Source organism: Actinomadura sp. NPDC000929, assembly GCF_040492065.1.
GTDB classification, from domain to species: Bacteria; Actinomycetota; Actinomycetes; order Streptosporangiales; family Streptosporangiaceae; genus Spirillospora; species Spirillospora verrucosospora.
Genome location: NZ_JBEUPA010000007.1, coordinates 64,353 through 84,461, shown reverse-complemented (window position 1 = coordinate 84,461; position 20,109 = coordinate 64,353). Strand labels below are relative to the sequence as shown.

18 protein-coding genes and 3 tRNA genes are annotated in these 20,109 nt (G+C 72.6%); 15 read left to right on the top strand and 6 right to left on the bottom strand.

Annotated elements, in window-relative coordinates:
- Positions 1 to 151 precede the first annotated feature (151 nt).
- The 4 genes from ABWI04_RS04795 to ABWI04_RS04780 all read left to right on the top strand — a co-directional run bounded on the left by ABWI04_RS04795 (position 152) and on the right by ABWI04_RS04780 (position 4,219).
- The gene (locus tag ABWI04_RS04795; protein WP_353831541.1) at positions 152 to 1,258 is read left to right on the top strand and encodes a S1 family peptidase; all 1,107 of its coding nucleotides are present in this window, start codon (positions 152 to 154) and stop codon (positions 1,256 to 1,258) included.
- Positions 1,259 to 1,369: 111 nt separating this feature from the next.
- Positions 1,370 to 1,936 carry a G5 domain-containing protein gene (locus tag ABWI04_RS04790; RefSeq protein WP_353831540.1) on the top strand — a complete coding sequence of 189 codons (567 nt, stop codon included), beginning with the start codon at positions 1,370 to 1,372 and terminating at the stop codon, positions 1,934 to 1,936.
- A gap of 93 nt (positions 1,937 to 2,029) precedes the next feature.
- Entirely contained in the window at positions 2,030 to 2,599 is a 570-nt protein-coding gene (locus ABWI04_RS04785) for a TerD family protein (RefSeq protein ID WP_345180622.1), read from the top strand.
- A 6-nt stretch (positions 2,600 to 2,605) separates the two neighbouring features.
- Entirely contained in the window at positions 2,606 to 4,219 is a 1,614-nt protein-coding gene (locus tag ABWI04_RS04780) for a TerD family protein (protein ID WP_353831539.1), read from the top strand.
- Here the strand turns inward: ABWI04_RS04780 and ABWI04_RS04775 are convergent, their stop codons facing one another.
- Positions 4,220 to 4,687 carry a DinB family protein gene (locus tag ABWI04_RS04775; protein WP_353831538.1) on the bottom strand — a complete coding sequence of 156 codons (468 nt, stop codon included), beginning with the start codon at positions 4,685 to 4,687 and terminating at the stop codon, positions 4,220 to 4,222.
- 16 nt (positions 4,688 to 4,703) lie between these two features.
- Positions 4,704 to 5,492: an ArsR/SmtB family transcription factor gene (locus tag ABWI04_RS04770; RefSeq protein WP_345180629.1), complete on the bottom strand. Its 789-nt coding sequence runs from the start codon at positions 5,490 to 5,492 to the stop codon at positions 4,704 to 4,706.
- 235 nt (positions 5,493 to 5,727) lie between these two features.
- Here ABWI04_RS04770 and ABWI04_RS04765 point away from each other — a divergent pair, with 235 nt between their 5' ends.
- Positions 5,728 to 6,033 carry a hypothetical protein gene (locus tag ABWI04_RS04765; RefSeq protein ID WP_353831537.1) on the top strand — a complete coding sequence of 102 codons (306 nt, stop codon included), beginning with the start codon at positions 5,728 to 5,730 and terminating at the stop codon, positions 6,031 to 6,033.
- Between the two features lie 370 nt (positions 6,034 to 6,403).
- Positions 6,404 to 7,015, top strand: coding sequence for a Clp protease N-terminal domain-containing protein (locus ABWI04_RS04760; RefSeq protein WP_353831536.1), 612 nt, complete (start codon positions 6,404 to 6,406; stop codon positions 7,013 to 7,015).
- A 1,030-nt stretch (positions 7,016 to 8,045) separates the two neighbouring features.
- Here ABWI04_RS04760 and ABWI04_RS04755 read toward each other — a convergent pair.
- From ABWI04_RS04755 to ABWI04_RS04745, 3 genes are all read right to left on the bottom strand, one after another.
- Positions 8,046 to 8,117, bottom strand: a tRNA-Val gene (locus ABWI04_RS04755).
- Between the two features lie 31 nt (positions 8,118 to 8,148).
- A tRNA-Cys gene (locus ABWI04_RS04750) sits at positions 8,149 to 8,219 on the bottom strand.
- A gap of 40 nt (positions 8,220 to 8,259) precedes the next feature.
- Positions 8,260 to 8,331, bottom strand: a tRNA-Gly gene (locus ABWI04_RS04745).
- A 127-nt stretch (positions 8,332 to 8,458) separates the two neighbouring features.
- Between ABWI04_RS04745 and ABWI04_RS04740 the strand changes: the two genes are divergently transcribed.
- The 9 genes from ABWI04_RS04740 (at position 8,459) to ABWI04_RS04700 (ending at position 19,277) form a co-directional block, all read left to right on the top strand.
- Positions 8,459 to 9,163, top strand: coding sequence for an ArsR/SmtB family transcription factor (locus tag ABWI04_RS04740; RefSeq protein ID WP_353831535.1), 705 nt, complete (start codon positions 8,459 to 8,461; stop codon positions 9,161 to 9,163).
- Positions 9,160 to 10,176, top strand: coding sequence for a chorismate-binding protein (locus tag ABWI04_RS04735; RefSeq protein ID WP_353831534.1), 1,017 nt, complete (start codon positions 9,160 to 9,162; stop codon positions 10,174 to 10,176). The genes ABWI04_RS04740 and ABWI04_RS04735 overlap by 4 nt, the downstream gene beginning before the upstream one ends.
- Positions 10,127 to 10,963 carry an aminotransferase class IV gene (locus ABWI04_RS04730; RefSeq protein ID WP_345180635.1) on the top strand — a complete coding sequence of 279 codons (837 nt, stop codon included), beginning with the start codon at positions 10,127 to 10,129 and terminating at the stop codon, positions 10,961 to 10,963. The genes ABWI04_RS04735 and ABWI04_RS04730 overlap by 50 nt, the downstream gene beginning before the upstream one ends.
- An 80-nt stretch (positions 10,964 to 11,043) precedes the next feature.
- Entirely contained in the window at positions 11,044 to 12,468 is a 1,425-nt protein-coding gene (locus tag ABWI04_RS04725) for an extracellular solute-binding protein (protein WP_353831533.1), read from the top strand.
- Entirely contained in the window at positions 12,440 to 13,423 is a 984-nt protein-coding gene (locus ABWI04_RS04720; RefSeq protein WP_353831532.1) for a carbohydrate ABC transporter permease, read from the top strand. The genes ABWI04_RS04725 and ABWI04_RS04720 overlap by 29 nt, the downstream gene beginning before the upstream one ends.
- Positions 13,420 to 14,247 (top strand): carbohydrate ABC transporter permease, encoded by an 828-nt coding sequence (locus tag ABWI04_RS04715; RefSeq protein WP_345180641.1) that lies wholly within the window; start codon positions 13,420 to 13,422, stop codon positions 14,245 to 14,247. The genes ABWI04_RS04720 and ABWI04_RS04715 overlap by 4 nt, the downstream gene beginning before the upstream one ends.
- Complete coding sequence (locus ABWI04_RS04710; protein ID WP_353831531.1) at positions 14,247 to 15,401, top strand: ABC transporter ATP-binding protein; 1,155 nt, start codon at positions 14,247 to 14,249, stop codon at positions 15,399 to 15,401. Before ABWI04_RS04715 ends, ABWI04_RS04710 begins: the two co-directional genes overlap by 1 nt.
- Positions 15,370 to 16,566, top strand: a complete 1,197-nt coding sequence (locus ABWI04_RS04705) for a CehA/McbA family metallohydrolase (protein WP_353831530.1) — start codon at positions 15,370 to 15,372, stop codon at positions 16,564 to 16,566. The genes ABWI04_RS04710 and ABWI04_RS04705 overlap by 32 nt, the downstream gene beginning before the upstream one ends.
- The gene (locus ABWI04_RS04700) at positions 16,557 to 19,277 is read left to right on the top strand and encodes a glycoside hydrolase family 38 N-terminal domain-containing protein (RefSeq protein ID WP_353831529.1); all 2,721 of its coding nucleotides are present in this window, start codon (positions 16,557 to 16,559) and stop codon (positions 19,275 to 19,277) included. Before ABWI04_RS04705 ends, ABWI04_RS04700 begins: the two co-directional genes overlap by 10 nt.
- Here ABWI04_RS04700 and ppgK read toward each other — a convergent pair.
- A complete protein-coding gene (ppgK, locus tag ABWI04_RS04695) occupies positions 19,274 to 20,086 on the bottom strand; it encodes a polyphosphate--glucose phosphotransferase (RefSeq protein ID WP_353831528.1) in 813 nt (270 codons plus the stop codon). The two genes, ABWI04_RS04700 and ppgK, sit on opposite strands and share 4 nt — an antisense overlap.
- Positions 20,087 to 20,109: the final 23 nt, after the last annotated feature.

Sequence of the window (20,109 nt, the reverse complement as noted above, 5' to 3'; positions counted from 1 at the left end):
CCGCCGGGCCGGGGGAGCGGACGCGCCCCCCGGCCCGGCGGCATGCCGGACGGAATCCGGGCCGCGTTGAACTCCGTCCCGCCGGGGCGCGTATCCCCACGCGTAGATCGACACCCCGGAACCGGGAGGGTTCATGAGGCGCCGGAAGAGCGTGAGGAACAGTCGGCTGCGCACCGCGGTCGCGACGACCGCGGTGGCGGCCGGATCCGCCGGGCTCCTGGCCGGCTCGCTGTACGTCGTGCACGCCGAGGGACGGTCCGGCGGCCAGGAGGCCAGGCTCGCGGGCGACGCCCGCGCCGGGCGGCCCGCCACCGGGCAGGCCGCCGCGAAGGCCGCCCGGATCGCCGGCCGTCTCGGCGACCGCACGACCGGCGCCTACGTCGACCCGTCGGGACGCCCCGTCGTCACGGTCACGAACGCCACCGACGCCGCCGCGGTACGCGCCGCGGGGGCCGTCCCGAAGATGGCGGAGCGCAGCCCGGCGGCCCTCAGGAGAGTGACTGGCGCCCTGCGCAGCGCGTTCTCGGACATCCCCGGCACCGGATGGGCAGTGGATCCCGCGACATCCAAGGTCACGGTGTGGACGGACGACACGGTCACCGGCGCGCGGATGGCCGCCGTCCAGCGCACCGCGCGCCGGATGGGGGCGGCGGTCCGGATGGTCCGCATCCCGGGCAGCCTGCACACGCTCGCCCTCGGCGGCGACGCGATCTTCGGCCAGGGGGCGCGCTGCTCGCTCGGCTTCAACGTCGAGCGCGGCGGGCAGGGCTTCTTCCTCACCGCCGGGCACTGCGGCAACGAGGTGCGGACCTGGGCCGCCGACCAGCAGGGCGCCGAGACGCTCGGAACGACGGTGGACAGCGACTTCCCCGGCAACGACTTCGCGCTCGTCGAGACCGAGCAGGGCGCCGCGGGCCAGAGCGCGGTCGACCTCTACAACGGCCGGGCGCAGCCGATCACCGAGGCCGGCGAGGCCGTGGTCGGCCAGCGCGTGTTCCGCAGTGGCAGCACGACCGGCGTCCACTCCGGCAGCGTGACCGCGACGGGCGCCACCGTGAACTTCGCGGAGGGAACGGTCACCGGAATGATCCAGACGACGGTGTGCGCGGAGCCGGGCGACAGCGGAGGCCCCCTGTTCGCCGGCGGCACCGCGCTCGGCCTCACCTCCGGAGGCTCCGGCGACTGCCGGACCGGCGGCGTCACCTTCTTCCAGCCCGTCACCGAGGCCCTCCAGGTCTTCGGGGCCCGGATCGGTTGACAGCATCGGCGAAGAATCCCGGGCCGGATCCGGCCCGGGATTCTTCGCCGATGCCATTGACGCGGATTAACGGACGGGCGGACGATTTCCTCCTACATATGGGGGGAATTCATGAGGCGCGCCATTCTTGTTGTGCTGGCGTCCGCCGCGCTCGTGCCGCTCGGCGCCTGCGGGACGGAAAAGGCCCCGGTCGAGGCGGGTCCGTCGAAAGCCGTGGCGAACACGTCCCCGTCCACCGGTGCGAGCGCGAGCTCTCCGGCCACTCCGACGGCGGTGAAACGCACGGTCACGGAAACGCGGAAGATCCCGTTCAGGACGAGAAAGGTGAACGACGCGTCCCTCGCCAAAGGCGCGACCAAGGTGCGCACTCGCGGGGCCGCCGGACTCAGGACCCTCACCTATGAGGTCACCGTCGCCAATGGCGTGGAGACGGATCGGAAACTGATCCGCGCGGTGGTCACCAGGCGCGCGGTCACCCGCGTCATCGCGGTGGGCACGAAGCAGGCACGGCGGTGCGACCCCAACTACACCGGCGCGTGCGTGCCGATCGCCAGCGACGTCGACTGCGCGGGCGGCAGCGGCGACGGCCCCGGCTACGTGGCGGGCCCCGTCCGCGTGGTGGGCAGTGACATCTACGACCTGGACCGTGACGGTGATGGCATCGCCTGCGACACCTGAGTCGTGAACCGGATGACAAGGAGCGGATCGGCTGAAAGGCTGTGCCCGCACCATGTTCGGGGTGCCTTCGGAAACAGCGAGGAGGCGACGGCCGTGACCGTCTCAATGGTGAAGGGCCAGCGGATATCGCTGGAGAAGCCCGGCGGTGCGCTCAGCATGGTCCGGATGGGACTCGGCTGGGACGCGGTGAAGAAGAAGGGCTTCTTCGGCTCCCGGGAACGGGAGATCGACCTCGACGCCTCCTGCGTGCTCTTCGCCGACGGGAACCTCGCCGACGTCGTCTACTTCGGCAAGCTGGTCAGCGACGACGGCTCGGTCCGGCACACCGGCGACAACCTCACCGGGGCGGGCGACGGCGACGACGAGTCCGTCATCGTCGACCTGGCCCGGCTGCCCGTGCACGTGACCTCGCTGGTGTTCACCGTCAGCTCCTTCAACGGGCAGACGTTCAACGAGGTGGAGAACGCCTTCTGCCGCCTCGTCAACGAGATCGACGGCGGCGAGCTTGCCCGCTACACGCTGACCGGCGGCGGCGCCCACACCGCCATGGTGATGGCCCGCCTCTACCGGCACGGCGAGACCTGGAAGATGAACGCGATCGGCGAGCCCTGCCACGGCCGCACCTTCCAGGACATGCTGCCCACGATCACCGGTCTCGCCTGACCGCCCATGGCCGAACTGTCGCCCGGCGCCAACGCACCGCTGCCCGCCCGGCGCGTGACCGCCACCGCGTCCTGCGCCGTCCCCGTCGACGTGAGCGCCCTGCTCGTGGGTACCGGCCTGCGGGCGCGCTCCGACGCCGACCTGGTGTTCTACAACGCGCCCGAGGCGCCCGGCGTGCGCTGGTCCGGCGACGGCCGCCAGCGCGTCGAGGTCGACCTGGACGCGGTCCCCGCCGATGCCGCGGCGGTGCTGATCGCGGTCAGCCTGACCGGCGCGACGACCTTTGGCACGATGCCGCCGCCCCGGCTCGCCCTGACCTCATCGACGGGTGACCCGCTCGTCGAGTTCACCGTCCCGGGTCTGGGCCCGGAGAGGGCCATCATCGGGCTGGAGCTCTACCGCCGCGACGGACGCTGGAAGGTCCGGGCCATCGGCCAGGGCTACGCCGGAGGCCTGGCCGAGCTGCTCGAAGCGCACGGCATCGAGGTGGACGACCCGGGCGAGCCCGAGCCGGCCCCCGCCGTGGGCCCGCCCCCGCCGGCCCCCTCACCCTCGATCCCGCCGCCCGCGAGCCCGCCGCCCGCGGATTCGCGACCGCCGGCCCCGCCTCCGGCGTCGGAGGTCGGCTACGTCGAGCGGTGCTGGCTCGTCTGGGAGGACGCCAGCCGGTCCCTGGCGGCGTTCCACTCCTCCACCGAGCACGCGCTCGTCCTGCGCAACGAGGAGATCGCGGGGCGCAAGCCGCCCGGCGGCTTCCAGCGGCTCATGGAGGCGGCCGACCAGCGGCTCCGCGCCGACGCGGCGCAGCTCCGCGAGGAACTGGCCCGGGTGGAGCCGCAGGTCACCCCGGAGGCCGCGCCCTTCGACGCGCCGGCGTGGCTCACCTGGCAGCCCCGCGCCGACCTGGCCGAGGGCATGCTGCTCGGCCGCCTGTCCACCGCCGAGCTGCCCGCCCTGCAGGTGCCGCTCATCCTCCGGCTGCCGCTGCGGCGCGCCGTGTGGATCTCGCGGGGGACCATGCCGGGCGACTCGGCCGCCTACGCGTGGTCGCTGGTGACGCGGTTCCTGGCGGCCGTCCCGCCCGGGCTCGCCGGCCTGGAGGTGATCGACGCCGCGGGCCTGTCGGGCGCCGGCTGGCTGCACGGGTTCGACCCGTCCACCACGGCCCGCCTGCTCGGCGGCGGCGTGGCGACGGGCCCGGCGGCCGCCGAACGCCTCCGCCGCCTCCTCGACCTGGTCGATCTGCGCCGCATCGGCGGCGACGACGGCCCGGCCGCGGGACCGCCGCTGCGCATGGTCGTCGTCATGGACGCCGGCGCCGCGCTCGACGGCGAGGAGGCCCACCACCTCCTGCGCCTGGTCGAGGACGGCCCCTTGGTCGGGGTCCCGGTGCTCCTGGTCGAGACCGACACGCCCGCGGCGGAGTCGGTGCGCACCATGCGCGTCCGGCAGTCCTGCAACGACCTGCCCTCCAGCGAGGGCTCCATCGGCGACTCGTGGGTGGGCGCGGAATGGACGCTGACCCCCGACGTCCTCCCGGACACGGTGGGCGGCTCACGGGCTCCCGCCCTGTTCGCCCACGTCCTCGGCATCCACGCCCGCGCCGGCACGGCGCCGTAGTCACGGCTCCAGGGCAAGGATCTGCCGGGTGTGGCCGGGCAGCTCCGTCTCCGCGAGACCGCCGAGGAGGGCGCGCAGGGGCACGGGCTGGTCGACCAGGAGGTCGCCGTTCGACACGAGCCGGGTGGGCACCAGGGTGTCGAGTTCGGCGTCGTCGAGCATGGGCCCGAGCGCGCAGAGAGCGTCCGCCTGGGACGCGATGCGGTCCCGGAGCCCCGCGCCGCCACCGGCCTGCGCGATGACGCGCTCGATGGTCCAGGCCTCCTGGGCCATGCGGTTGTCGTAGGTCGCGATCGCGGCCGAGGCGACGGCGGAGACGGCGCTGATCGTGACGGCGCTGACGATGCTGACGTGCGCCAGGATCTGCTCCAGGTTCCATTCGCCCGGCGGCGGGACGGCATCGGAGTCGGCCGCGGCGGCGGCGTCGAGCAGAGCACGGTAGGCGTCCCGCAGCGGAGCGATGTCCATGATGTCTTCCTTCACGTCAGGCCTGCGTACCGGCCATCTCCCACGGCACCTGCGGGAGGACGTCGCCGGTCTCCAGCAGCGACTTGAGGTTGGCCACGACGGCCGGCCACCCCTGCGAGATGCCGTTGAGCATCTCCTCGTTGGGAAGGTTCTCGTGGGTCACGGTGAGCCGGACGATGTCGTGGTGCGGCTCGACGAGGAAGGTGACGACCGACGCTTCCCTGGTCGGCTCGACGCCGGGGGAGTCCTCGAAGGTGATGGCCAGGCGCGTCGGCGGTTCGGCCACCAGCACCCGGCCGACGCCGTCGACCACCCCTGACCCGTCGGAGCGCCGGTGCTCCCAGGGCGAGCCCGGCCGCCAGTCCGAGATGTTCTCGTGCCCCCAGTACCGCGCCGTCAGGTCCGCGTCGGTCAGGGCGCGCCACACCTGCTCGGCGCTCGCGCGGATGTAGGTGACATAGACATAGGTCGGGACGGTCGTCGGTTCGCCGGTCATGGCGTACTCCTCTGCCTGGGCCTTGATGGCGCTGAGCACTTGCAGGCGGGGCCTGTCGAATTCGGAGATCCAGCGCTCCTCGATCTCGTGGATCGGCGCCGGATTGAGGTAGTGGACCCGCTCGCGCCCCCGCCTGACGACGGTCACGAGCCCGGCCCCCACCAGGATGTCGAGATGCTGCGTCGCCGACTGCCGCGCCATGTCCAGCCGCTCGCACAGCTCACGCAGCGTCTGCCCGTTCTGCTCCCGCAACCGGTCGAGCAGAAGCCGCCGCGTGGGATCGGCCAACGCCTTGAAGACCGAATCCATCCCTCCAGAATCCACGCCCACATTATGCAGGCATCTACCTGCCTAACGTCAACACGCCACCTCACCCGAGGGGACTGCATCACAGCCACAGTGCGTCGCAGCCACCAACAGCGCCTCACCCCGAGCCCACACGACCGGTGTTCCTAGACCGGAGTCGGCGGAGAAAGAGGAGAACGAACCACCGGCCGCCGGGGCGTCCGAGGGGGCGGACGAACGAAGGGACCGAGCCGCGATCGTGGTGGCGATCTCGCTGCTGTACACCGCCCGCAACTACCAGCTCTCCCGCCCCGGCCAGGTCACCGACCGGTTCACCAAGGCATTGGAACGGCTCAGCGCGCCTGACATCGAACGCCCGGCTCGGCGGCACCTACGCCCTGGCCCACGTCGCCGCCGACTCCCGCCGCACCATGACGACGTCGTGGAGGTCCTGGAGACCTCCGTGCGCCGCCGCGCTCCCGCCGCGACGACGACGTTGCCCCCACGCTGGGCCGGCCTCGCCGCCTGCCCGACCGGCCCGAGGCGGACGTCCAAGCCGCGCTGACCGCGCACGGCACGCGGCCCCACCTGGATCACGAGGCTGCAACCTGGCGGATCGGGGCTGTGTGGAATCGGCAGGCAGCCGCCTGGCCGAGCTTTGGCGGACTGATAGGCGGGTGCACAGTCGAAATCCGGGAACAGCCGGCCGGCGCACCCGTGATCGCGCAGGGGGTGAAAATGCCGCCGACGCCGTATAAACTCCGCACCAGCGGCGGTTGAACGTCCCGCCCGCTCCGAGCCACAGGTGCCTACGCCACCCGGCGAAGAGGACAAGGTCCACCGGATCAGCGTTCCCGATTCCTAGCCGTATGTCTTCCCTTGCGGGCACAGGTCCCGGCGGGGTGCGTAGGACGCCGCCCGAGAGGACGAAGACCATGGTCAAGGACTCCGCCCGAAAAAGGGCGATCAGGGAGCGTATGGCGCAGACGGGCAAGAGCTACACCGACGCCGTCCGCGAGCTTGACCGGGAAGCCGCCGAGGCCGCTCGCCCCGAGCAGCGGGGGCCGGTGGTCACCTTCGACCGGTTCAGCAGCCAGGCACGCGACGTCGTAACCATGGCCCGCGAACATGCCCGATCACAACGGCACGGGACGGTTGGCACCGAACACCTCCTGCTGGGCCTGCTCGACGACAGAGCGGGCGGCCTTGCCTTCGAAATCCTGGACGACCTGGCGGGCAGTGTCGAGACTGTCGAATCGGCCATCGCCGCTGCATCGCCCAAGGACACGACCACCGCCCCGCAAGCGCTCCACTTCAGTCAGCACGCCGCGTTCGTGCTGGCCAAGGGCGCACCCCGGCAGGCGGACAAGACCGGGCACGGTTACATCGGATCCGAGCACATCCTGCTCGCCCTGCTCGCCCGTCACGACAGCCGCGCCTGCCAGATCCTCGCCGCCCTGGGGATCGCCTACGACCCCGTCAGAACCGAGGTCGTCGATCGGCTGACCGCCATGGGAGTGCTCAGCCGTTACAGCAACCCGCGCTGACGTACCCCTTTGGGTCCGTTACCGGTTCGGTTCCTCCGGGCGCCACCCGCCCGGAGGAACCGATCAATCGTCACCACCCCTCCCACAGGGCGTGTCGATCACGAAAGACGAGCCAGATCCAGTTTTCACGTGTCGTCGAGGATCTGAATGCTCACTCTGTGTCCTCGAATCGGGATGTGGGAGGACGCTCAAGCTGTGCCGATTGGGCGCAGCTCCGGGCGCAGGCCGCCGTTGAACGGCGCATCGCCCCCTCGCGCTGCGCCGGGCTCGGATCGGCACAACGACCAATCGCCCCATCCACCCCGTCCGCTGACATAGCGCAATACTCTCGCTACTCAAGGTCGTTTGCCCGTCCACTTCTGCGGGAGCCTCTTGTCAGGCGACTGGGGGAAGTTGTCGAAAGAACGGGGGCCGCCGGGCGGGACGAGCGCGAGGACTAGGGGGACGGCGGCCCGTGCGCGGCACTGCGGGGAAAACCAGCGGAGCAAGTTACGCAGTCGGTCAGACTGATCTGCCGATCAGGTGTGTCCCGCCGTCCGGCGGGTCGCTCCGCTTGGGGGTTGGGCGTGGCCGAAGAACGCGACCGGTGAGGACGACAGGTGACCGCGGTGAACGTGAACCAGCGCGCCAAGGCCGCCAACTCAGGGGCTTCCGCCGGACGAGCTGGCGCCCGCGCTCCGTTCCGTCCAGCAGGCCATGGAACGGCTGCAGGCCGCCGTGGAGCCGTTGTGGCCGAGCGCCGTTATGCCCGGGGGGGGGGGCTTCGCCGAAGAGAGAAGTACCCGAGCTGAACGACGACCTCAAAGGCACGAACGCGACCCCGGCCCGCACGCAGGGGGCGTGGGGGACGGAGTCCCCCACATCGGGGGTCTGGGGGTCGCCCCCCAGGAAAGCATTGCGGGCCACCGGGAAGGTGCCAAAGGCACCGACCACGACGGCCCGACTCGGGGGTCTGGGGGTCGCCCCCCAGGAAAGCATTGCGGGCCACCGGGGAAGGCGCCGAAGGCGCCGACCAAGGTAGCCCGACTCGTGGGCGATACTGGGATTGAACCAGTGGCCTCTACCGTGTCAAGGTAGCGCTCTCCCACTGAGCTAATCGCCCGGGTCCGTGTCCTCCGAAGAGGGACGGGTTGAGGTGGAGACGGGATTTGAACCCGTGTACACGGCTTTGCAGGCCGTTGCCTCGCCTCTCGGCCACTCCACCAGAAGGAGACCTTCTGGTCATAGCCTGAAAGGCCCCTCAGAGCGGAAGACGGGATTTGAACCCGCGACCCTCACCTTGGCAAGGTGATGCTCTACCCCTGAGCCACTTCCGCTTGCGCCCTGCGGCGACGGGGAAAACATTAGCGCGTCCGGGGCGGTGACGCGAACCGGTTTGCGGGGCGGGGCGGGGCGCGGATGCTTCGTCGCTGGTCGAAGGGTGGGTCGCCTAGGCTCGGTGGCATGGGCTCGGAACAGGTCGTGGGTGTGGACTTCGCGCCGGTGGCGGCTCTGCTGGCGGACCGGGCGCGGGCCGCGATGCTGACGGCGCTGCTGGACGGGCGTCCGCTCGCGGCGGGGGAGTTGGCGAGGACGGCGGGGGTGAGCGCCCAGACGGCGAGCGCGCACCTGTCGCGTCTGCTGGACGGCGGGTTCGTGACGGTCGTGAAGCAGGGGCGGCACCGGTACTACCGGTTGCGGGGCCGTGACGTGGCCCAGGTGATCGAGGCGCTGTCGCGGATCAGCCCGCCGGTGCGGGTGAACGGCCTGCGGCAGTCGCGGGAGGCGCGGCGCCTGCACGAGGCGCGGACGTGTTACGACCATCTGGCCGGGCTCGCCGGGGTGACGTTGTTCGCGGCGCTGGTGGACGGCGGCCTGATCGAGGCCGCGGACGGCGACGCCTACGAGGTGACGGAGAAGGGCGAGGAGCGCCTCGGGGCGCTGGGCCTGGATCTGGCGGCGCTGCGGGGGGCGCGGCGGCGGTTCGCCTGGCACTGCCTCGACTGGACGGAGCGGCGGCCGCACCTGAACGGGGCTCTGGGGGAGGCGCTGACCAGCCGGATGATCGAGCTGGGCTGGTTCGAGCGGGGCAGGACGCGGCGGGCGCTTGTGGTGACCGAGACCGGGCTGGCGGGCCTGGCCGATTCGTTCGGGTGCGTGCTCGGGTGAGTTTCGCCTATGCCGGGGGGCTGCTGGCGACCGGGCTCGCGGATGTGACCTCCGATCTCGGGGCGCTGGATTCGCGCGGCTGGTGGGCGGTCGTGGTGACCTATGAGGGGAAGGTCACATGCGCCCGGTTCGAGACGGTCAGGCCCGCGCCGCATCCGGGGGGTCCGTGGACCGGCCCGGGGGAGTGGACGAGTTCGCTGGACGAGGCCGCCTATGTCGCGGGCGTCGAGCGCATCCGCGGCGCGATCGCGGACGGTGTGGTCTACCAGGCGAATCTCTGCCGGGTGCTCTCCGCGGAGTTGCCCGGCGGCGCCGGCATCGCCGGGCTGGGGGCGAGGCTCGCCGAGCGCCATCCCGCGCCGTACGCGATGACGCTGAAGCTGCCCGGTCTGGAGGTGGCGTCGGCCTCGCCGGAGTTGTACCTGCGGCGGGACGGGCGGGTGGTCGAGTCACGTCCGATCAAGGGGACCGGCAGGACGGCGGAGGACCTGCTGCCCAAGGACCGCGCCGAGAACGTGATGATCGTCGACCTGGTCCGCAACGACCTCGGGCGGGTGGCGGAGACCGGGTCGGTGAGCGTGCCGGAGCTGTGCGCGCTGGAGGAGCATCCGGGGCTCGTCCACCTGGTGTCGGCCGTCCGGGCGCGGCTGGCGGGGGGAGGCTGGCCGGAGCTGATCGCCGCGACGTTTCCTCCCGGTTCGGTGACGGGCGCCCCGAAGTCGAGCGCGCTGAGGCTGCTGGAAGAGCTCGAACCCGTCCCCCGGGGGCCGTACTGTGGGGCCGTCGGCTGGGTGGACGCGGACTCCCGGCGCGGCGCCCTCGCCGTGGGCATCCGGACGTTCTGGGCGCAGGACGGCCTGCTGCGGTTCGGCACCGGCGCCGGCATCACGTGGGGGTCCGATCCGCTTCGCGAGTGGCGCGAGACCGAGCTGAAGGCGGCTCGGCTATTGGAGGTGGCTTCCGGTGACGGAGCAGGCCAGGATCTGGCTGAACGGGGAACTGCTCGACCCTGAGCGGGCGACGGTGTCGGTCTTCGACCACGGCATGCTCGTCGGGGACGGGATCTTCGAGACCGTGAAGGCGACGAACGGGGAGCCGTTCGCGCTGACCCGGCATCTGCGGCGGCTGGCCCGTTCGGCGGCGGGCCTCGGCCTGCCCGAACCCGACCACGACGCCCTGGCGCAGGGCACGCTGGAGGTGCTCGCGGCCGCGCCGAAGTGGCCGCTGGCCCGGATCCGCATCACCTACACGAGCGGCCCGGGCCCGCTCGGCTCCGCGCGCGGCGACGAGGGCCCGACCGTGTCGATCATCGCCGGCCCGCAGGATCCGTTCCCGGCGACGGCGGACGTGACGGTCGTGCCGTGGCCGCGCAACGAGCGGGGCGCGCTGTCCGGCCTCAAGACCACCTCCTACGCGGAGAACGCCCTGGCGCTGGCCTACGCCAAGGAGCGCGGCGGCGGCGAGGCGATCTTCGGCAACACCGCCGGGAACCTGTGCGAGGGGACGGGCAGCAACATCTTCGTCGTGCTCGGGGGCCGGCTGATCACGCCGCCGCTGGCGTCCGGCTGCCTGGCCGGGGTGACGCGCGCGCTCACGCTGGAGTGGTGCGGCGGCGAGGAGGAGGACGTCGCGCTGGAGGACCTGTACCGCGCGGACGAGGCGTTCCTGACCTCCACGACCCGCGACGTCCAGCCGATCCGGGCGGTGGACGGGACGGTCCTCCCGGCGGCCCCGGGCCCGATCACGGCGAAGGCCGTGGAGGCGTTCGCGGCACGGTCCGCCGAGCTGATGGACCCCTGAGCCAGAAAAACGATCTCCGGCTCTTTACGTGATCGAATTCTTCGTTCACGTTATGTGGTGACGCTTGTAGGAGGTCACCCATGGTCTTCTCCAGCAGGGGCTTCTCCAGGAGGCGGATCGGCGCGGCGGCCGCGCTCGCGATGGCGGGCGCGGCGCTCGCCGGGTGCGGCGGCGGGTCCTCGACGGACCCCGACCGGGGCAAGGACGCCAAGAGCTTCTCCCTGACGATCACCCGCAACGCCATCGAGGGCGGCAAGAACACCGAAGAGGCCGTGTGGCTCACCAGAACGGTGATCCCGAAGTTCGTCGCGGCGCAGAAGGCCAAGGGCGTCATCGCGAAGGTGACGTTCCGCGGCCAGGGCGTGGACGACGAGGTGTACAAGACCAAGCTGGCGCTCGACCTGAAGTCGCGCTCCGGCGCCGACATCATGGACATCGACGGCATCTGGGTCGGTGAGTTCGCGCAGGCCGGCTACATCCTGCCGCTCTCGAAGGCGGTCGGCGCCCCCGCCGGCGCCTGGGACGGCTGGTCCCAGATCCCCGGGTCGGTCCAGCGGCTGGCGATGTTCGAGGACGAGCGGTACGGCGTCCCGCCCGGGACCGACGGCCGCCTCATCTTTTTCAACAAGAAGCTGTTCGCGAGGGCCGGGCTGCCCGCCGACTGGCAGCCGAAGAGCTGGCAGGAGATCGTCGCGGCGGGGCGGGCGCTGAAGAAGGTCCCCGGCGTGACCCCGATCCAGCTCGACGCGGGCACCGCGATGGGTGAGGCCACCAGCATGCAGGGGGCGCTCCCGCTGCTGGCCGGGGCGGGCGCCGAGATCTGGGCGGACGGCAGGTGGACGGGCGACGGCCAGGCGCTCAAGCAGGTCCTCGGCCTGTACGCGCAGGTCTACGGCCGCGAGGGCCTCGGCGACCCGAAGCTCCAGCAGGAGGCCAAGGGGCGCGACAAGTCGTTCGAGGAGTTCGCCGCCGGCAAGATCGGGATCCTGTTCGAGGGCGACTACTTCTGGCGGGACGTCCTCAACCCGAAGACCGGCGTGGCGAAGATGGCCGGCCGCGACCAGGACGTCGGCTACGCGCTGATCCCCGCCGTCTCCCAGGGCCGCGGCGTGCGCGGGCAGTCGTTCGTGAGCATGTCGGGCGGCTCGGTGACCGTCCTCAATCCCAACACCCGGTACCCGCAGCAGGCCTTCGAACTGCTGGCCTTCATGAACTCCCCGGAGATGGTCAAGGCGCGGACGGCCGGCACCCCCGAGATCACGTCCCGGACGGACGTGAACAAGGAGATCCTCGCGGGCGACCCGTTCCTGACGTTCGTGTCGGAGAAGGTGCTGCCCGTCACGTCCTACCGTCCCGGCCTCTCGGCCTACCCGCAGGTGTCGACGGCCTTGCAGGAGGCCACGGCGAGCGTGGTGTCGGGCAAGAGCCCCGACCAGGCCGCCGCCGAGTACGGCAAGAAGCTGGAGGGGATCGTCGGTGGCGCCTCCCACGTCGCCCCGCGCTGACGTCGCGTCCCCGGCCGCGTTCTCCGAGGACGACGCGGCCGGGCTGGGACGGGGACGCGCCGCCGCCTTCGTCGCGCCCGCGCTGGTCCTGGTCGCGGTGTTCCTGGTGTTCCCCGCGCTCTGGACGCTCTACCTGGGCACGACCGACTACCGGCTCACGGGCGTCGCCGCCAGCGAGCCGCGGTTCGTCGGGGCCGTCAACTACCGGACGGTGCTCGGCGACGGCGACTTCCACCGGTCGCTGTGGCTGACGCTCCAGTTCGTCCTGGGGTCGGCGGTGATCGGGCAGACCGCGCTCGGCTTCTCGATCGCGTGGGTGATGCGCGACCGCGCGGGCCCGCTCAGGCGGCTGGTCGAGGGCCTGGTGCTGCTGGCCTGGATCCTGCCGTCCTCGGTCATCGCGTTCCTGTGGATCGCGCTGCTCGACCGCGACGGCGGGACCCTCAACGCCGTGCTCGGCACCCCGGGCACGGCGTGGCTGCTCGACCACCCGATGGCGTGCGTCGTCGTGTTCAACGTCTGGCGCGGCACGGCGTTCTCGATGATGCTCTACGGAGCGGCGATCGGGAACGTTCCACCGTCCCATCTGGAGACGGCTCGGCTCGCGGGCGCCTCCACGTGGCAGACGCTCCGCGACGCGGTGCTCCCGCGCATCAGGGGCCACCTGCTGACGAGCCTGCTGCTGGTCAGCCTGTGGACGTTCAACGACTTCACCCCCTTCCTGATCACCGCGGGCGGCCCGGACGGGCGCTCGGAGATCATGTCGGTGTACGTGTACCGGACGGCGCTCGGGGACGGCCGGCTCGGGTTCGGCGCCGCCATCTCGCTGATCATGATCCTGGTCAACCTGGTGATCGCGCTGGTCTACCTGCGGGCACTGCGCGACCGCGGCCGCGCCCCCGGCGCGGAGGCCGGCGCGGTGAAGGCCGGCGCGGCGGAGGGGGCGGCCGCGTGAACGGCACGGTGCGCGAGCTGCTGCGCCGGATGGGGCTGGCCGTGTTCGTCTCCGCCGTCCTCGGGTTCTTCGCGCTGCCGCTGCTCTGGCTGGCCTTCGCGCCCTTCGACGCGAACCCGGGCATCGCGGCGTCGCTGCCCGAGTTCACCCTGCACAACTTCCGGATCCTGCTGGACAACCCCTACGCGCTCGCGTCGCTGCGCAACTCGGTGCTGCTGGCCGCCGGGACGGCCGCGCTGGTCGTCACGACCGCGTCCCTGGCCGCCTACGCGCTGAGCCGGGTCCGGGTGCCGGGCCGGGACCTGCTGCTGTACGTCCTGCTCCTGCTGTCGTCGATCATCACCGGGACGGCCGCGATGGTGCCGGTGTTCCTGCTGGCCTTCAACCTGCACCTGATCGACTCGCGGCTCGGCGTGGTCCTGGTGCTGACCGGCGGGCTGCTGCCGGCGGCGATCTTCCTGCTGAAGGACTTCACCGACGCCACGCCCACGTCCTACGAGGAGGCCGCGCGGGTGTTCGGCGCCTCCCCGCTCCAGGTCCTGCGGCACGTGGTCGTCCCGGTCATCCGCCCCGGGCTCGCCACCGTGACGGTCTGGACGGTCGCGCAGGTGTGGGGCGACTTCCTCATGCCGTTCCTGCTCCTGCGGAACCCGGACAAGGCCCCCGCCTCGGTGATCATGTACACGTTCTACACCGAGGGCGGCCAGCCGGACCTGCCGCTGATCTCCACGTTCTCGCTGCTGTACTCCCTGCCGGTCGTGCTCATGTACCTGTTCGTCAGCCGCCGGTACGGGTTCCGCTTCCACGGAGGGATCAAGCGCTGATGGCGTCCATCACGATCCGGCGGCTGACGAAGGTGTACCCGGGCGGTGTGCGGGCCCTGGACGCGCTCGACCTCGACGTCGCCGCGGGCGAGTTCTTCGCGCTGCTCGGCCCGTCCGGCTGCGGGAAGACGACGCTGCTGCGCACGGTCGCCGGCCTGGAGGCGGCAACCGGCGGGACGATCCGCCTTGGCGACGAGGACGTGACGCGGCTCCAGCCGGGGCGGCGCGACGTCGGCATGGTGTTCCAGGACTACGCGCTGTTCCCGCACATGACCGTCGTGGACAACATCGCCTACCCGCTGCGCGTCAGGAAGCAGAGCCGCGCCGTCCGGCACGGGCGGGCGGCCGAGGCCGCCCGCGAGCTGGGCCTCCAGGGGCTGGAGCGGCGGCGGCCCGGGGAGCTGTCCGGCGGCCAGCAGCAGCGGGTCGCGCTGGCCCGCGCCGTGGTGGCCGACCCGCGGGTCCTCCTGCTGGACGAGCCGCTGTCCAACCTGGACGCGCGGCTCCGCCTGGAGGCCCGCACGTTCCTGAAGAGGTTCCAGCAGCGCCTCACGTTCACGTCGGTGTTCGTCACCCACGACCAGGCGGAGGCCCTGGCGCTCGCCGACCGGATCGCCGTCATGGAGGCGGGGCGGATCCGGCAGATCGGCACGCCCGCGGAGGTGTTCCGGCGCCCGGCGAACCTGTTCACGGCCTCGTTCATCGGCTCGACGCCGATGAACCTGCTGCCCGGCACGGTCCGCGGCGGGGCCGTCGCGGTCGGCGGGACCGAGATCCCCGTCCCGGAGGAGGCGCGCGGCCTCGTGCCGGACGGGCAGGAGGTCGTCTGCGGGGTACGTCCCGAGTACATGGAGTTCAGCGCCGAGCCGGTGAACGGGGCGTTCGGCGGGAGGGTGTCCGTCGTGGAGAACCTCGGCGCGTCCTCCCTCGTGACCCTGGACGTCGGCGGCGAGACGGTGCGAGTCGTCGTGGGGGAGGGCCGCGAACCCCGGCTCTCCTCCGAAGGGTGGGCGTCGCCGCGTCCGGGGCGCGTCCTGCTCTACCGCGACGGCGAGCTGGTGACGGGCGGCGGCGACCGGGCCGGACGGCCGGCGGCGCCCCTGACCGAGGAGGGAGGAGCGGATGACCGTGCACAGCGGACGGTGGACTCTTGAAGACCGTCTGGAGCAGGGGCTGCGCGAACTCCCCTTCGAGGTCCCGCGGGGCACGGCGTCCGTCACGGTGGAGCTCTCCTTCGACGGCGGCGTGATCGACCTGGGCTGCCATGGGCCGGGCGGATTCCGCGGCTGGTCCGGCGGGGCACGCCGCCGGTTCACGATAGGCGCCGACTGGGCGACGCCCGGGTACCTCCCCGGCGAGCCGGAGCCGGGCCTCTGGCACGTCTGGCTCGGGCTGCACCGGATCCCACCGGACGGCGTCCCGTACGAGGTCACCGTCACCACCTCTGGGCGGAGCCCAAGGCGGCCGGACGAGTCTCCGCCGCCACGTCCGCCGCGTCCGCCCCGCCCGGAACTCCCCGCCCCGGAAGGGATGCGCTGGCTCGCCGGTGACCTGCACTCCCACACCGTCCACAGCGACGGCACGCTCACCGTCCACGAGCTGGCGTGCCTCGCGGCCTCCCGCGGCCTGGACTACCTCGCGGTGACCGACCACAACACCGTCAGCCACCACCCCGAGCTGCCCGCCGCCGGCGCGCACGCCGGGATCCTGCTGCTGCCCGGCCAGGAGGTCACCACCGACCTCGGCCACGCGAACGTCTTCGGCGACACCGGCTGGATCGACTTCCGCGCGCCGAGCGCCGACTGGGCCGCCTCCGCCGCCGCCCGCGGCGGGCTCATGTCGATCAACCACCCGCTCAGCGGCGACTGCGCCTGGCGCCGCCCGCTGCCCGCCGAGCACCGGCCCCGCTTCGCCGAGATCTGGCATTCGTCCTGGTGGGACCGCCGCTGGGGCGCCCCGCTGGCCTGGGCGCAGGTGTGGCGGCCGCAGAGCGTCGTCCCGCTCGGCGGCAGCGACTTCCACGATCCGGCGCAGGAGAAGAGCCTCGGCGAGCCCGTGACCTGGGTCCTCGCCGAGGGAACGGACGTCCTCGGCGGGCTCGCGGCGGGCCGGACGGCCGTGTCCGCCGGCCTGGACGCGCCGGTGCTGCTGCGCGTCGCCGGCGAGCTCGTCGCCTTCGGCGCGGACGGGACCGTGCTGGTCGCCCCGGACGGGCGGCGGACCGCCGTCCGGGGCGACCGCGTCCGGATGCCGGCCGGCGGGGCGGGCATGCACCGACTGGAGACCCACGAGAACGAGGTGATCGCACTGTGCGGGTAGAAGGCCGGACCGGGGACTCGCAGATCGTCGTCGTGCCGCACACCCACTGGGACCGCGAGTGGTACCTGCCGTTCCAGCGCTTCCGGCTCCGCCTGGTGTCGCTGCTGGACGGCGTCATCGAAGGGATGGAGGCCGACCCGCGCTGGCACTTCACGCTGGACGGGCAGATGGCCGCCGTCGACGACTACCTGGAGATCCGCCCCGAGCGGCGCGAGCGGCTGGCCGCGCTCGTCCGCGAGGGCCGGCTGGCCGTCGGGCCCTGGCAGATCCTGCACGACGAGTTCCTGTGCTCGGGGGAGAACATCGTCCGCAACCTGGAGCTCGGACTGCGGCGCGCGGAGGAGCTGGGCGCCGCGATGATGGTCGGCTACCTGCCCGACCAGTTCGGGCACTGCGCCCAGACACCGCAGATCCTCAAGCTCGCGGGGATCGAGCACGCCTGCGTGTGGCGCGGCGTCCCGGACCGGGTCCGCACCCGCGCGTTCGCCTGGGAGGCGCCGGACGGCACCGCGATCCGCACCCAGTACCTCCCCGAGGGCGGCTACGGCAACGCCGCGTCGATGTTCGAGGAGTTCGAGGACGGCGCGTCCCTGCTGCCCGGCCGCGTCGCCGGGTTCGCGGAGGCGATGGGCCGCTGGTACCCGGGCGGCGGGCCGCTGCTGGCCATGTACGGGGCCGACCACACCGCGCCCGCCCCCGACCTCGCCGACCGGGTCGCCTCCGCCGGGCTCCCGATGCGGCTCGACACGCTCGCCGGGTACTTCGCGGGCGAGACGCCGTCCGTGGACGGCCTGCCCCACGTCCGGGGGGAGCTGCGGTCGCACGCCCGCGCCAACATCCTGCCGGGCGTGCTGTCGGCCCGCGTCCGGCTCAAGCAGCTGATGGGACGCGCCGAGCGGCTCGTGGAGCGGTACGCCGAACCGCTGACGGCCCTCTGGTACACCGGCGACGCCCAGCGGTTCCTCGACCTGGCGTGGCGCCGCCTCATCGAGGTGAGCTGCCACGACTCGGTCACCGGATGCGGCAGCGACGAGACCGCCGAGCAGGTCGCGGCCCGCATGGCGGAGGCCGAGCAACTCGGCCGCGCGGTCTGCGACCTGGTCACCGTTGAACGCGCCGCGACGGTGCCGCTCGGCTCGCACCTGGTGTTCAACCCGACCCCTGCCCCGCGAACCGGCCTCGTCACCCTGGACATCCCCTGCGAAGGGGAACCCGGGCTGGAGACGGGGGACGGGCGGCCCGTCCCCGTCCAGACGCTCGACGTCGCGCCCACCGTCCTGGACGACGCCGTCCACCCGGCCTCCGAACTGCCGATACTTCTGGAGCGGGTGTACGGGCGGGTCCTGTTCGGGCAGGAGATCCGCGACTGGACGGTGTCCAGGGAGGACCGCACGCTCACCTTCCACGTGACCTCCCGTGCCGACGTCCGGTTCGACATCGGCGAGGTGCGGGACGCCCTGCGCGACGCCGACGGGGACTGGCGCGTCCGGATCCTGGCCGATCCGCGCCGCACGGTCGCCGCGCTGGTCGACGTGCCCGCCCTGGGGCTCACCGCCGTCCGGCCCGTCGCGCCGGGCGACGCCGCGGAAGGCCTGGTGAGGGCCGAGGGGAACGTCCTGGACAACGGGCTGCTGCGCGCCGAGGTCCGGGAGGACGGCACGCTCCAGCTGCGCACCCCGTCCGGCCACGTCGTCGAAGGGGTCGGCCGCGTCGTGGACGGCGGCGACCTCGGCGACTCCTACAACCACGCGCCGCCCGCCGAGGACCGCATCGTCGGCGACCCCCTGGCGATGGACGTCCGGCCCGTCTGGGACGGGCCGCTCGTCGCCGCGCTCGACATCGTCCGGAGCTACCGGTGGCCCGCCTCCGGAGACCTCGCCCGCGACGCCCGGTCCGACGCCGAAGAGGACGTGACCGTCACCACCCGCGCGGAACTGCGCGCCGGCGAGCCCTTCCTGCGGCTGCGCGTCGCGTTCGACAACCGGTGCGACGACCACCGCGTCCGGCTGCACATGTCGCTGCCGCGCCAGGCCGGCTCGTCCTTCGCCGAGGGGCAGTTCGCGATCGTCGAGCGCGGGCCCTCGGCGGAGGGCGGCTTCGGGGAGCGGCCGGTGCCGACGTTCCCCGCGTCCGGGTTCGTCGCCGCGGGCGGCCTCGCCGTCCTGCTGGAGCACGTCACCGAGTACGAGGTGCTCGGCGGACGGGAGCTGGCGCTCACCCTGCTGCGCTCGATCGGCTACCTGTCGCGGGACCGCAACGCCTACCGCGACCAGCCCGCCGGGCCGCAGCTTCCCACACCGCAGGCCCAGTGCCGGGGCGAGCGCGCGGTCGGCTTCGCGATCATGCCGTACTCCGGTGCGGCGCCCGGAACCGATGTCCTGCAGGCCGCGGAGGCATACCGCCATGACCTGCTCACCGCCGCCGGTTACGGACGGGCGGCCACGCCCCTCCCGGCCTCCCGGGAGGGCCTCTCGATCACGGGCGACGGCGTGGCGATGACCTCCCTCCGCCTCCGCGACGGCTGGACCGAGACCCGGATGGTCGCCCAGTGCGCGCGCCCCACCACGGCCGTCCTGCGGGGCGACTTCACCGAGGCGACCCGCGTCGACCTGCGCGGACGCCCCGGCATCCCGCTCGACGTGCACGACGGGACGACCACGCTGGCACTGCGCCCCTGGGAGATCGCGACCGTCCGCTTCCGGACGCCCTAACGCGCGGCCTCCAGAGCCCGCGCCGCCTCGGCCGCAGTGTCATGAGCGGCCTCGGCCGCTGTGTCATGAGCGGCCGCGGCCGCCATCGCCGCCCCCACGATGCCCGCGTTGTTCACCAGCCGCGCCGGGACGATCTCCGCCCGGACCCCCTTGATCAGCGGAAGGAAGTGCTCGGACTTCTTGCTCACCCCGCCCCCCACGATGATCAGCGAGGGGGAGATCAGCGCCTCCAGGTGGGCCATGTACACGCTCAGCCGCTTCGCCCACTTCTTCCAGCTGAGGTCCTCCTCCTCCCGCGCCTTCGCCGCCGCGCGGACCTCGGCGTCCTCGCCGTCGATCTGGAGGTGGCCGAACTCGGTGTTCGGGACGAGGACGCCGTCGGTGAACAGCGCGCTGCCGATCCCCGTCCCCAGCGTGAGCACGACGACCGTCCCGCGCCGCCCGCGGCCCGCGCCGAGCCGCATCTCCGCGATCCCCGCCGCGTCCGCGTCGTTGAGCAGCGTGACCTCCCGCCCGGTCGCGTCCGCGATCAGCGCTCGCGCCTCCAGCCCGATCCACCGCCCGGACACGTTCGCCGCCGACATCGTCACGCCGTCGACCACCACGCCGGGATAGGTGACCCCGACCGGGCCGTCCCACCCGAAATGCTCCACGACCTGCGCGAGCACCTTCGCGACCGCCTTGGGCTTCGACGGCTGCGGCGTGTCCACCCGGAACCGCTCCCGGGTGAACGTCCCGTCCGACAGGTCGACCGGCGCGCCCTTGATCCCCGACCCGCCGATGTCGATCCCCAGCATCTCCCTCGCCATGCCCCCACTCTGCCCGATCTCCG

Excerpts from the sequence above, each read along its gene's own strand:
- ABWI04_RS04790 (WP_353831540.1), top strand. The coding sequence starts at position 1,370 with ATGAGGCGCGCCATTCTTGTTGTGCTGGCGTCCGCCGCGCTCGTGCCG.
- ABWI04_RS04780 (WP_353831539.1), top strand. The coding sequence starts at position 2,606 with ATGGCCGAACTGTCGCCCGGCGCCAACGCACCGCTGCCCGCCCGGCGC.
- ABWI04_RS04775 (WP_353831538.1), bottom strand. The coding sequence starts at position 4,687 with ATGGACATCGCTCCGCTGCGGGACGCCTACCGTGCTCTGCTCGACGCC.
- ABWI04_RS04770 (WP_345180629.1), bottom strand. The coding sequence starts at position 5,492 with ATGGATTCGGTCTTCAAGGCGTTGGCCGATCCCACGCGGCGGCTTCTG.
- ABWI04_RS04760 (WP_353831536.1), top strand. The coding sequence starts at position 6,404 with ATGGTCAAGGACTCCGCCCGAAAAAGGGCGATCAGGGAGCGTATGGCG.
- ABWI04_RS04740 (WP_353831535.1), top strand. The coding sequence starts at position 8,459 with ATGGGCTCGGAACAGGTCGTGGGTGTGGACTTCGCGCCGGTGGCGGCT.
- ABWI04_RS04725 (WP_353831533.1), top strand. The coding sequence starts at position 11,044 with ATGGTCTTCTCCAGCAGGGGCTTCTCCAGGAGGCGGATCGGCGCGGCG.
- ABWI04_RS04710 (WP_353831531.1), top strand. The coding sequence starts at position 14,247 with ATGGCGTCCATCACGATCCGGCGGCTGACGAAGGTGTACCCGGGCGGT.
- ABWI04_RS04705 (WP_353831530.1), top strand. The coding sequence starts at position 15,370 with ATGACCGTGCACAGCGGACGGTGGACTCTTGAAGACCGTCTGGAGCAG.
- ppgK (WP_353831528.1), bottom strand. The coding sequence starts at position 20,086 with ATGGCGAGGGAGATGCTGGGGATCGACATCGGCGGGTCGGGGATCAAG.